At 40.7% G+C, this 12,663-nt stretch carries 12 protein-coding genes; 10 read left to right on the forward strand and 2 right to left on the reverse strand.

What is annotated here, in order from left to right:
- The first annotated feature begins 71 nt into the window (after nucleotides 1-71).
- The 7 genes from M3204_RS09530 to M3204_RS09560 all read left to right on the forward strand — a co-directional run bounded on the left by M3204_RS09530 (nucleotide 72) and on the right by M3204_RS09560 (nucleotide 4,824).
- On the forward strand, nucleotides 72-737 hold the full coding sequence (locus M3204_RS09530) for a 3'-5' exonuclease (protein ID WP_251480985.1): 666 nt from the start codon (nucleotides 72-74) through the stop codon (nucleotides 735-737).
- A 376-nt stretch (nucleotides 738-1,113) separates the two neighbouring features.
- Entirely contained in the window at nucleotides 1,114-1,599 is a 486-nt protein-coding gene (locus tag M3204_RS09535) for a GNAT family N-acetyltransferase (RefSeq protein ID WP_251480986.1), read from the forward strand.
- A 125-nt stretch (nucleotides 1,600-1,724) separates the two neighbouring features.
- Entirely contained in the window at nucleotides 1,725-2,231 is a 507-nt protein-coding gene (locus M3204_RS09540) for a hypothetical protein (protein ID WP_251480987.1), read from the forward strand.
- Between the two features lie 93 nt (nucleotides 2,232-2,324).
- Nucleotides 2,325-2,561: a hypothetical protein gene (locus tag M3204_RS09545; RefSeq protein WP_251480988.1), complete on the forward strand. Its 237-nt coding sequence runs from the start codon at nucleotides 2,325-2,327 to the stop codon at nucleotides 2,559-2,561.
- Between the two features lie 144 nt (nucleotides 2,562-2,705).
- Nucleotides 2,706-3,002, forward strand: a complete 297-nt coding sequence (locus M3204_RS09550; protein WP_251480989.1) for a hypothetical protein — start codon at nucleotides 2,706-2,708, stop codon at nucleotides 3,000-3,002.
- A gap of 151 nt (nucleotides 3,003-3,153) precedes the next feature.
- The gene (locus M3204_RS09555) at nucleotides 3,154-4,116 is read left to right on the forward strand and encodes a helix-turn-helix transcriptional regulator (RefSeq protein ID WP_251480990.1); all 963 of its coding nucleotides are present in this window, start codon (nucleotides 3,154-3,156) and stop codon (nucleotides 4,114-4,116) included.
- Nucleotides 4,117-4,191: 75 nt separating this feature from the next.
- Nucleotides 4,192-4,824 carry a type 1 glutamine amidotransferase family protein gene (locus M3204_RS09560; protein WP_251480991.1) on the forward strand — a complete coding sequence of 211 codons (633 nt, stop codon included), beginning with the start codon at nucleotides 4,192-4,194 and terminating at the stop codon, nucleotides 4,822-4,824.
- A gap of 435 nt (nucleotides 4,825-5,259) precedes the next feature.
- Here the strand turns inward: M3204_RS09560 and M3204_RS09565 are convergent, their stop codons facing one another.
- Entirely contained in the window at nucleotides 5,260-6,048 is a 789-nt protein-coding gene (locus M3204_RS09565; RefSeq protein WP_251480992.1) for a LysM peptidoglycan-binding domain-containing protein, read from the reverse strand.
- Nucleotides 6,049-6,441: 393 nt separating this feature from the next.
- Here M3204_RS09565 and spoIIID point away from each other — a divergent pair, with 393 nt between their 5' ends.
- Nucleotides 6,442-6,714 carry a sporulation transcriptional regulator SpoIIID gene (spoIIID, locus tag M3204_RS09570; protein ID WP_031307660.1) on the forward strand — a complete coding sequence of 91 codons (273 nt, stop codon included), beginning with the start codon at nucleotides 6,442-6,444 and terminating at the stop codon, nucleotides 6,712-6,714.
- Nucleotides 6,715-6,964: 250 nt separating this feature from the next.
- Here the strand turns inward: spoIIID and M3204_RS09575 are convergent, their stop codons facing one another.
- Entirely contained in the window at nucleotides 6,965-7,300 is a 336-nt protein-coding gene (locus M3204_RS09575; RefSeq protein ID WP_251480993.1) for a hypothetical protein, read from the reverse strand.
- Nucleotides 7,301-7,738: 438 nt separating this feature from the next.
- Between M3204_RS09575 and essC the strand changes: the two genes are divergently transcribed.
- Nucleotides 7,739-12,358: a type VII secretion protein EssC gene (essC, locus tag M3204_RS09580; RefSeq protein ID WP_251480994.1), complete on the forward strand. Its 4,620-nt coding sequence runs from the start codon at nucleotides 7,739-7,741 to the stop codon at nucleotides 12,356-12,358.
- On the forward strand, nucleotides 12,351-12,602 hold the full coding sequence (locus M3204_RS09585) for a methyltransferase (protein WP_251480995.1): 252 nt from the start codon (nucleotides 12,351-12,353) through the stop codon (nucleotides 12,600-12,602). The genes essC and M3204_RS09585 overlap by 8 nt, the downstream gene beginning before the upstream one ends.
- Nucleotides 12,603-12,663 lie beyond the last annotated feature (61 nt).

The raw sequence follows: 12,663 nt of genomic DNA on the forward strand, positions 1-12,663 counted from the left end.
CAGGCGCTGCAAATGTATTTGTTCCAGCTTGCACATACAATGCGGCGGAATGGAATGGAAAGGAGGCTGGCATGTTCTTTCAACGTAAGAATATTTCCTGCTCGCTTAAGTACGAGATTATTCCTTTATCGACTCCAATCGATGACTTAACGTTTATCATTTTCGACACGGAAGCGACAGGATTTCAGATTGCGACCACTGACAGGCTCATTGAAATCGGCGCAGTTCCGGTAAAGGGACTGAAGGTGACTGAAAATGACCACTTTCAAACATATGTGAATCCACAGCGACAAATTTCTCGGGAAATAATTGAGCTTACATCGATCACAAATGAACAGGCAGCAAATGCTCCACTCGCCACGGATGCCATCGCCGATTTCTTTGACTATGTTGAATCACACGAAGCAGTCTGCCTGGTAGGACACTATGTCAGCTTCGATACACTCGTCTTGAAAAGTGAGCTGAAAAGGGAAAAAATCGCGCTGAAAAAGCTGTTCACCATTGATACGCTCGACTTGATTGGCTTTATCGCTCCGTCATACGATATGCGCGACCTGGAAAGATACGCAATGGCATTCGGCACACGGATCTATGACCGCCACAGCGCCATTGGCGATGCCCTGACTACCGCCTATTTGTTTACCGAACTTCTCCAGCAATTTAAAGACAGAGGACATTCCACCTGGGGCGAACTTATAAAGGCAACGGACAGCCAGATGCGCTCGATTCAGTTTTGATATCGATAGCTGGGGATATATTTCGGAAAGTTTAATTCGGACATGAATTGCTATATTCCAGAATTTTTTTTAATCCGAAAAAAGAACCCGGAGAAATTCATAACGGGTTCGGATACCTATCATAAAAAATTAATTTGCAATGTGAAAAGTAATGTTTGTTGAATGTAAAAATGTTATTGGTATTGTGGACCAAATTGCTATACCGGCGATTGGTCCTTTTCTTTTGTGTACATTTATAAACCATTTTACTTTGAAGTATTTAAGCCTCCTTTCGTTGAATTTCTTATTAAACTAAAGAAGCAGTAGAGTTGAAAAAGGAATTTATACTTTTTAGTCTAATTATTTTAAACAGACGTATTAAAAAGGAGGGCTTTATATGAATTTTACCATTCGTAAGATGCTCTACGAAGATACAAAACAAGTTCAAAGCATAGCGAAAACAACTTGGAATGCAACATATGAAGGCATAATTCCCTTAGAAGTACAAAATAACTTCTTAAAATCAAATTACAGTGATGAAAGTATGATACAACGTAGAGAACGTTCTATTGTTTATGTTACAGAAGTAGAGGAGAAAGTTGTCGGTTTTGCAAACTATTCCACAGTAAGGGATGGTGGAAAGGTCGAATTGGCGGCTATTTATCTTTATCCAGAATTCCAAGGTAAAGGGATAGGTACTGCTTTGATACAACAAGCGGTTAAAGAATTAAAAGGTATAAAAGAAATTTATATAAACGTCGAAAAAAATAATAAGATTGGCATTAACTTTTATGAAGCTAAAGGGTTCGAAATAGTTAAAGAGTCTGATTTAGAGTTCGATGGGCATATCTTAAAACAAGTACGAATGGTAAAAAAAGTATAATTATTCAGCTAACAAGTGCGTTGTTCCAGGAAGGATTAACCGCCTTTTTTGTTGAAATCCTTATTGAGCTAACGGAGCAGTTGAACAAAGACTGGAAATGTCAGAAAAGCAAGCAGGTGAGTAACATGTTAAAGAAAAATAGAGGAAAAATTAATGAAATAGTTTACAATAACACTGCTTACTACAACGGAAACTATAGACACTATCCGACTATTACAGGGTTAAAGGTTATAGTAGACGAAATTATAGAATCTAACTCAACGACTGAATACATTAGAATCACACCATTTTATATAAATGAAGTTTTGGATAGACAAATCGAGTTTGAGGAATATATGTTTTTTATAGAATGCAGAGATTGGTTTGACGAAAAGATTCAAGAAATGCATATCTTAGAATGTGTTGATCCTATTGATACTCCTAGAGCACTTAGCGACTTGAGAATAGGGGCGGCCCTTTATCCTTTATGCAAAAACGAAGATGTAGATGCTTTTAAAAATGCCCTTCAAAAATATAAAGATATTTTAAATGAACTTTTACTTAAAATGATGGATATTGCAAAATCAGAAATGGACTTGAAGGAAGAGCATTTACCTTTTGGTTATTTTTGTTTTGAAATCCATAGTGGATAGTGCTTATCCCACTAACGGAGCATTTTAGTTCAAGAAGGATATTTTACAGACGATAATAAAGTTAAAAATTAAATTTAATTAGAGGATTAGAAAATGGGAATAGTTTTATTTTCAGTTTTATTATTTGTACTGGGTATATTTTGTATGTGGATGGCAATTTTCAGTAGTAAGAAAGACTTTAAGGAGTTTGGTCCAGGTTTACCAACGGATTTAATTGAGTTTTTCCTTCTGATAATTTATAAGCTATTTCCTTCTTTAGTAAGAAGAATATTCTTATTCTTGTTAGGATTAGGTATTGAAGCTGTAGCTATTTTTATATTATTTATTTAAATTTTCTCTCCAACAAAGGGTGAATTGATTCCAGAAAGGATTAATGCACCCTTTGTTGAAGTTCTTATTAAGCTAACTAGATGCAGTTTAGCTTAATAAGAAATTGAATAACCAAAGACATATTAACGATGAGTGGGGATTTAAATGAAAAGTATAAAAGCGTTCTTATACTTCTTTGTATTGTTTGGATTATTCGATTTAACAAATACTTTTGCCAGAGAAAGTAAAGTTTTCGATAAACCCTTCAGTGCTTTAGATTCTATGGATGTTTACAGAGTAATTATGGCTATTTTGATTCAACTAGTTTATTTGTTTTTGATTTATGACACTTCTTTAAGATTTAAGGAACTTTCTAAAGTTAAAAGAAGTGCTTTAATTTTATTTGCAATATTAATTTCAACTGTATATTTTTTATTCCTAATTGGCATTTTTCTTGAATAAACAAGAGTCTTATTAAACAAACGAAGCAGGTTGAACAAAAATAATACTTTAAAAAGAGAAACTATGCGGACTAAAAAGGTGCGGGGTTTAAAAAGAAAAATGAAAAAAACGCTGGAAAGAATAGAATACAGCACCATTGAGGTGGAATTATATGCCTAAGATTGACAATATGTTAGCAATTCTATGGATGCTTCGTTCAGGTGAAAAAATTACTGCAAAACAAATTTCAGAAAAGTTAGAGATGAATATAAGGACTGTGTATCGTTATATTGATACAATTTCAACAAGTGGCGTACCTATAATTTCAGAACCAGGACATAATGGTGGATACACTTTATTGAACAATTTTATTGAGGCTCCTCTTTTTTTTGATTTTGAGGAGCAAACTTCACTATTTCACGCTGCTGTTTTTGCAGAAGAAGCCGGATATTATGGAGGTGAAGCACTAAATAGGGCCATTTCAAAACTAAGTAAATACTCAAATCAAGAGCAGGAAACAAAGATAAACCAACATTTAACTAGTCTTGAAGTAATAAGTCGATTAAGTTCACTCTCTATGGAACCTTTTTTGAAGGAGTTGTCGCAGGCCGTTGCTGACGGGTACTCAGTAAAAATTCTCTACCATAAAAGTGGCGAAAAGCAATTAAATTATAGATTGGTCGATCCGTACAGAATTATCTATTGGAATAATAAGTGGTATGTGATTGGATTTTGTCAACTTAGGAATGATATACGTAGTTTTAGAGTAGATCGAATTGAAAGTCTAATGCTAACCGAATATAAGTTTATCCGGCCAGAAGATTTTTCAGCACGTGACTTTTTTATAAAAAGTCTTCTTCCAACAATGGAAGATAAGAAAGGGATTATTTCTTTGGTTATTAATGGGGATAAAAGTGTATTGGCTGATATTTGCCAACATTGGTTTTTAGGACATTATTTACAAGAACGGACTTCAAATCAAGCAGTTTTTCTTCTTGAAAAAGATATGATACATACATATGTACCTTATTTACTTTTACCGTACAATAAATCTATTAAAGTTATTGAGCCAATAAGTCTTAAGAAAAGACTTATTGAAGTTCTGTCGGAATTAATAAAATTTCATCAAATATAATAACTTCCCTGACGTTAACTGTCAGGGAAGTTTTATTATACTAGCTATATCAATTGGTGATTGGAGTGTTATTGGATGCAAACAAAAAAAGCTTTTCTATATGTATTTAATACAATGTCGGACTGGGAATATGGATATTTAATTGCTGAACTAAACTCAGGAAGATATTTCAAAAGAGATTTAGCACCTTTAAAAGTACTTACAGTAGGAGCTAATAAGGAAATGATTACTACTATGGGAGGACTGAGCATAAAACCAGATATTTCCCTTGATGAATGTACTCTTGAGAGTAAAGATCTTTTAATCTTACCAGGAGGGACTACTTGGAGTGAAGAAATTCATCAACCTATCTTGGAAAGAATAGGCCAAGCTTTAAAGCTTGGCACTGTTGTTGCTGCAATTTGTGGTGCAACTGAGGCCCTTGCGAATATGGGATACTTAGATACTAGAAAGCATACAAGTAATAATTTAGAATACACTAAAATGGTATGTCCTAACTATAAAGGAGAAAAGTTCTATGAGGTGGGATCTGCGGTATCTGATACGAATTTAGTTACTGCATCAGGAATAGCTCCTCTGGAATTTGCGATGGAAGTACTCAAAAAATTAGATGTATTTGCACCAGATACATTACATTCCTGGTATAACCTAAATAAGACTCCTAAATCTGAATACTACTTTCAGTTAATGAATTCAATAAATAGCTGAGCTAAAAAATCAAATTAGCTGTTTTATATTAGTTCAAATAAAAATAATGAAGTAACTGAAAAGCTCACTTTCTCTATTTTGTTTTGCAGAGAAGTTGAACTTTTTAATTTGGAATTTCCATATCGTTGTAAATCCGCATTTTCCTGACGCTACCCCTTATTGAAGATACGTGTAAGATTCCTGATAGAAGTTTGTGTATTTTAACCGGAAATTTTGCTAACAAAAATAAATATACGGAATGAAAAAATGTCTTTTAGTCTTCAAATCGATATACAAATTCTATAACAAAAAAATAAAATTTATTAGTATAAATGCCTGTATATCAATAAAAATAGACCATCATTTTCAATTACAAATTGATGGTCTATTTGCTTTACATAATTAAATTTGTGACAGGTAACTGAACCCGTTAAGAAATTCACGGGTTCTTTATCATTACTGTATATTAATCAAAGCGCCATTCTTATAAGAAACAAACAATGGATTTCCAGACAACTGCTGATATTTCTGTGCTGTCCCATAAGAAACTTTCAGTGGAATCGCTTTTCCATCAATATCGAACTCAACGGTGAAATTATCTGCTGCCCCAACTACAGTTGCCTCCATAAACTCTATTTCTCCCGGAATCATCAGCTTCTGGCCAATCAGCACCATATCCTGCTTCAAACCGTTGGCTTCTTTCAATTCCTTCAGGCTTACATCAAAGCGCTGTGAGATATTGAATAGTGTATCACCTGGGTTTACAACATACATTCCTTCATGTAAATCATAAACGTGAGTCGGAACAGAAAGGGCTTGTCCAATATAAATGGATTCAGCAGCCAATTTATTTTCCTTCATCAATTCCTTTATGGTTACACCATATTTTTTAGCTAAAGAGAACAGTGTGTCGCCTTTTTTTACAAAATATACACCGGCTTCGTTTACAGGTGGCACTTCAAGCTGCTGTCCTGCTTTGATGACATCGGAAGACAGCGCATTTCCCTCCTGCAGCAGTTCAACGGACGTATCGAACTGTCTAGCCAGGCTGAAAAGCGTGTCGCCTTTCTTTACGGTATATAACGCTCCGCATGCATCTGTTTTCTTTTGTCCGACTCCGAGCAGCAATGCTGTTGCAACTGAACCGGCGACTGCTGCGCCGATTACTTTCCTTCTTCTCTTCAGTGCGACCTTGCGTTTTTGTTCTCTGATCCTTTGGTTTCTTGTTTGTCTGTATGTAACCAAGGTTTTCTCCCCCAATGAAAAAATAAACTCCTTAACAAAAATTCGCAACGATATAGGTTTTTATGTACTTAAAACTGGGTATACAGGAAAGTTTTTTTCATAAAATTGTTGAATTTTTCAAAAAACTTAACAATACCTTGTCCCTATTGCTTTTTTCGTGCATATATCCTCAACCAAGCTAATAAAATGTTACAAACCTGACAAAGAGAGTGTTTGAGGTGAGGAATCGTTAGAACCATATGTGGATTCAGCCGGGGACATGATTAATCTTAGTAATATTCAGAAGGAATATCCTTCTGCCGCAATAGAATTTTTTTGCGGAAAGCAGTAGCAGCCGATAAAAGCGAGTCTCATTTCACACTTCTCACATCCAATTTAGGGAGGGCGAGTGGTGTGCACGATTACATCAAAGAGAGAACAATCAAGATTGGAAAGTATATCGTGGAGACGAGAAAAACAGTTCGTGTCATAGCGAAGGAGTTTGGCGTATCCAAAAGTACAGTCCATAAAGACCTGACGGAAAGATTGCCTGAGATCAACCCTGACCTTGCCAATGAAGTAAAAGAGATTCTCGATTATCATAAATCAATTCGCCATCTTAGAGGCGGAGAAGCCACGAAAATGAAGTACCGCAAAGAGGAAAGGGAAGAAGAGCCGGTAAAATGAAAAAAATCGGAAATATGAAACCAGCAGATTGGAGGGAATGTAATTCAGCTGTGTAATAATAGCCGACATAACAATGAAAAATGCCCAGCTTAGATCAGAAGAGCCGGGCATCGCCACAAAAGGCGTGTATGATTCTGCTCAATACAAAAGCGGAGGCTGCCGCCTTTTTATCATGCGGAAAATTGGACAAGGCATTTGGTGGCCCCGTCCGCGCTATTTTAGTTCATGCTGCAATTTACATAGCAGATCTTTATTTCATGCCGGCTTCTTTCATTTTTGCTGCTCTTTCGGCCGCCTTTTCCGCCGCAGCCCGCTCAGCTGCTTCACGTGCTTCTTCCTCACGTTTGATTTCGTTTGCTGCCGAAACAATATCGGGCCCAATTGTGAAAAGCAGTGTCTGCAGCTCGGAAATTTCCCTGCTGATGCTGTCAATCGCATTGTTGACATACGACATTTCCTCAGCCTTCCACCCGCTGTTTAAATTCCCCTTGAAGTCCTGCAGCCTGCTTTTAATATCGTTCAAATCCTGTGCGTAATCACTGATTCTATTAGCCTGTGAATATGCCTGGCCGACATTAATCTTCATTTGGATCACCTGCTCTTTTTTTGATTCTTTGATTATAAAAGCTTATTGAAATTATTTCCAACAAAAACCTGTTAAAATTAAAAAAATGTAAACGAATAAATTGGAAGAAAAATAACCTTTTAGATAAATTTGGGTTTACTTTACTTTTGAATAGGGTAAATGGAACTAGATTTCTGGTTTTTTAACAGGGGATTTAAACTTATAAACCAGTTTACCCATAATTAATCAAATTCGAAATGGGACTAATATCCCTATTTTACCAATATTGGGGGTAATTAGTTGAATAAACTGACTAATATTGTAAGATATTTATATACTTCGAAATGCAACAAAGGATTGATGTAAAATTACACTTTTTGAATTAAAATGGTAAAAAATATGTAATTACCACTATACATACTATTGGAATATAAATATTGAGGGTTGGGGGTTATCGAATTGATTCTCACACTTTTTGACCGGAATCGGGCATTTGATCTCGTGCTGCCTGAACGTGTCACTGGAAGATACATACTGAACACGGAAGATAAAGACCAGAATCCGACGGATATGCTGGCCGTTGAGGGTGATGACGGACACTGGTACTTAAAGTCTAACAAACATGCATTTCTAAAAAATTCTGCTAACAAAATAGAATCAAAGGTCCTCATAGAACCATTCAAAACCTACACGATCCATCGAAATGACAATCAATCCGCGCTACTGTATGTTGAGCCGCAAACTGCCGACCGAAATGAATTCACAAAACATATCGCAAACACAAATGTTATTAAAATAGGACGCTCCCAGGACAGCCAGATTTGTTTTTCGAACAAATTGGTATCTGGTTCGCACTGCGTCATCGAGTATGACAAAAATGGCGATGCGATGATCAAGGACTTCAACAGTTCAAATGGTACATACGTAAATGGAGAAAGAATCAAGGAAAGGGTGCTGGCAGTCGGTGATGTCATTTTCATCATGGGCCTTAAAATCATTTTTAACGGCCGCCTGCTGTCGCTTAACAATCCGCATAAATCCGTGTTCCTGGACCGGAATGCCTTCAACTCCTTCATTGCTGAAAAACCGGTGGTGGAGAAAGAACTCAACCTCGATGAAATACATATTGAAGAAGAAAACGACCAGCTCTTTTACCGCTCGCCGCGCTTCAAGCGGGATATCGAAAATACAACGATTAAAATTGACCCGCCGCCGCAGCAGCCGAATTTGGATGAAACACCGCTGATGCTGCTTCTTGGACCGTCGATCACGATGGGAATGGCTTCGCTGTTCACTGGACTCCTGACTTTGCAGAACGTCATGCGTACCGACGGAGACATCATGATGGCGATGCCAACACTGGTCATGTCGCTCAGCATGATGATCGGAACTGTGCTTTGGCCGATCCTGACCAAAAAATACGAAAAGAAGCGCCGCATCAAACTCGAAGGCATCCGCCAGGAGAAATATTCGAAATACCTTGTTGAGATGCAGCAGGTAATTGCGGACGAGTGCAAGCACCAGAGTGAAATTCTGTTTGAAAACCATGTCACGCTGGAAAACTGCCTGACGAGAATCAAGCGCCGCCAGCGGAACCTGTGGGAACGCGGGATTGGACAGAATGATTTTCTGAAAGTGCGTCTTGGAATCGGTGACCTGCCGTTAAACGCAGAAATCAAGTATCCTGAAAAACGCTTCATGCTCGAGGACGATAACCTTCAGGATGAGCTTTACCAGATTGTTGATAAGCCGCAGATCCTGAAGGAAGTTCCTGTCACGGTTGACCTGACGGAGGAACGAATTAGCGGGATCATCGGCAGAAGGGATGAAGTGAAGAGCTTCGTTCAGGGGCTGATTTTTCAGCTTACAGCTTTACATAGTTATGACGAGTTAAAGCTGGTGTTCATTTACGATGAGCATGAGCATGATACATGGAATTTCGTGAAATGGCTGCCCCATGTTTGGGATGACGGCAAGACAATCCGCTTCGTTGCTACGGATGCGAATGAGATCAAGGAGCTTTCCGCTTATTTTGAAAAAGAAATCAGCGCGCGCCAGGCGCTGGCTGAGGAAGACCTTGCTGAAATCACCCAGCATTATATCGTCTTCTCGATGAACAAGGGTCTTGCAGAGAAGGCAGAGATGATGAATCTCCTTTTAAAAGAAAAGAAGCATATCAAGTTCAGTTTGATTGCCCTCTATGATGAGCTGAAAAACCTGCCGAAGGAATGTACGAATGTCATTGAGCTCGACAAGAGTTTTTCAAAGATTTATGACAAGGATGATATTTCAGGCAAGTATGTAGGATTCAATGCGGACAGTTATCTAGAGGAGGATGCTGAGGAACTGGCGGTGAAATTGGCCAATATTCAGCTGAATACCTCACAGAAGGCTTATACCCTGCCAGATATGCTGACATTCCTGGAAATGTTTGGCGTCGGCAAAATCGAGCACCTTAATGCCTTGACAAGATGGAAGGAAAACAATCCTGTCCATTCAATCGAGACGCAAATCGGCGTCGATACGACGGGTGAGTCTTTCATGATTGACTTGCATGAAAAATACCACGGGCCGCACGGCTTGATTGCCGGGATGACCGGTTCTGGTAAAAGTGAATTCATCATGACGTTCATTCTGTCGCTGGCGGTCAATTACCATCCTGATGAGGTTGCATTCATCCTGATCGACTACAAGGGCGGCGGCATGGCGAATGCTTTCGAAGACCTGCCGCACCTTGCCGGGACGATCACGAACCTTGACGGAGCTGCCGTCAACCGATCTTTGATTTCAATCCAGAGTGAATTGAAGCGCCGTCAGGCTATTTTTAGCGAAACGAGTAGAGTCGTTGACCAGAGCAATATCGATATCTATAAATATCAGAAACTATACCGCGAAGGCCTGGTAACAGAGCCGCTGCAGCATCTGTTCATCATTTCCGATGAGTTTGCCGAGCTGAAGGCACAGCAGCCTGAATTCATGGATCAGCTTGTCAGTGCCGCCCGTATCGGCCGAAGCCTTGGCGTCCACTTGATCCTGGCGACGCAAAAGCCGTCCGGTGTCGTGGATGACCAGATTTGGAGCAACAGTAAATTCCGCATCAGCTTGAAGGTGCAGGAAAAAGCGGACAGTATGGAGGTCATCAAACGCCCTGATGCGGCGGAGCTGAAGCAGACGGGACGATTCTATCTCCAGGTCGGCTTCAACGAATTGTTCGAGCTGGGGCAGTCGGCATGGGCTGGCGCACCATACTATCCGTCAGACAGGGTTGAAAAACACAAAGATGATAGCGTAGTGGTCATCGATGATCTTGGCCGCGTCATCAAGAATGCCCGCATCGACAAGCGCAAGTCGATGGTGAAAAATCCGCCGAAGCAAATCGATGAAATCACGGAATACCTTTCGAAAATGGCGCAGCAGGAAAACATCAAGGTCCGCCAGCTGTGGCTTGAGCCGATTCCTGAGCTCATTTACGTTGATAAGCTGAAGAAGAAATACGGTGTCGGCCAGCAAGGATTCGAGCTGAACCCGATCATCGGCGAATACGACGATCCGGCAAACCAGAGGCAGATGGTGATGCGGATGCCGATCAGCCATGATGGCAATGCGGTCATTTACGGAATCGCCGGCAGCGGTAAAACGACATTCCTGACGACGATGCTTTACTCGTTGATGGAGGAGCACACGCCGAACGAGGTGAATTTTTACCTGCTTGACTTCGGCTCAGAGACGCTGACCTGGTTCCGCGGTGCGCCGCATGTCGGCGATGTCATGCTGTCTCACGAAAGCGAGAAGATCCATAACCTGTTCAAGATGCTCACAAGTGAGATTGAACGGAGAAAGAAGCTGCTTTCGAATTACGGCGGCGATTTTATCACATATAACCAGATGTCCGGTGAAAGCCTGCCGTCAATCATGGTGGCAATCCACAATTACGCAGCGTTCTCCGAGATGTTCGAGGAGCTGGAGGAAGGTGTTTCATTCCTGACGCGCGAGGGCTTGAAGTATGGTATATACTTCATCGTCACCGCAATCAATACGGGAGCGATACGCTACAGGCTGCTGCAGAACTTCAAGCAGATGTATGTGCTTCAGCTGAATGACCAATCTGAATACTCTGGAGTGCTTGGCAATACCGACGGAGTGTATCCGTCCAAATCAAAGGGCCGCGGCATTTTCAAGAGCGATACAACATATGAATTCCAGACGGCCCATATCACAAGCGATATAGACAATATGTACAGCTTCATCACCGAGTATTGCAAGGACCTGCGTGAATCATGGACGCAGCCGGCCGCAATGCGGGTACCGATTCTTCCTGAAAAAGTCGATCTGAACTATCTGCGTGATGAAGCAAGAAATATGAACAGCAATAGAGTGCCGGTCGGCATTGAGAAAAACTCGCTGAAGACCGCACACTTCGATTTCCTTGGCAACTATGTAAACGTGGTTACTGCGCTCCAGAATGACCAGTGCTCAGGCTTTTTGCAGGGTGTCACTGAAATATTCACCGCATCAGAAGGCAGGGAGCTGATTGTCATCGATCCCAACGAGCACTTTGCGGCGGGCCGCACGCAGGATTATAAGTATATTTGCGAGTCGTCTGGACTTGAAGACGCCATTGTCTACCTGTTCAACACTCTCGTTCACCGAAACAATACGACGAAGGACGCGATCGAAACAGGAGAACAGCCGCCGGTGTTCGGCAACATCACCTGCATCATCGACTCCTTCACCGATTTGATGATGTATCTGTCGCCAGATGGCCAGGATAAGCTCAAGGTCTTTCTTGAAAAAGGCAATGGCCTCAACGTCAACCTGATCATCGCCGACAGTGCCGACAAACTGAGCTCGGTCTCATTCGAAAGCTGGTTCAAGCAGCATGTATCGCTAAGCGATTTCATCTGGGCAGGCAACGGCATCACCGACCAGTACGTCATGAAGCTCGGCAAGGTGACAAACGATATGTACCAGGAAATCCCGCCAGGCTTCGGCTATGTCGTGACGAAAGGAAAACCAACGCTCGTGAAGCTGTTATCCTCAGTCGAAAGCAAGCAAGAGGAGGTAGCGTACCATGGATAAGGTGCTCGTAGAGGTCTTCATCCCCGCCTCTGAAAAATCATACGACGTCTTCCTGCCGCTCGAAAGCAAACTGCACGAAGTCGTCTACCTGCTAGCCGGAACCATGACCGAACTGTCACAAGGATACTTCTCAGCAACACACGACACCATCCTCTGTGACCGCAAAACCGGCACCATTCTCAACATCAACCAGACCGTTGAAGAAATCGGGTTGCTGAACGGTGCGAAGTTGATGTTGATTTAGAGCGCGACACAGCGGCGCGCAGGGACGGTTCTCGTGTCTCGCAGGATTTGAACATAAGATC

Origin of the sequence: Mesobacillus subterraneus, assembly GCF_023715485.1 — a bacterium.
Lineage (GTDB): Bacteria > Bacillota > Bacilli > Bacillales > Cytobacillaceae > Mesobacillus > Mesobacillus subterraneus_B.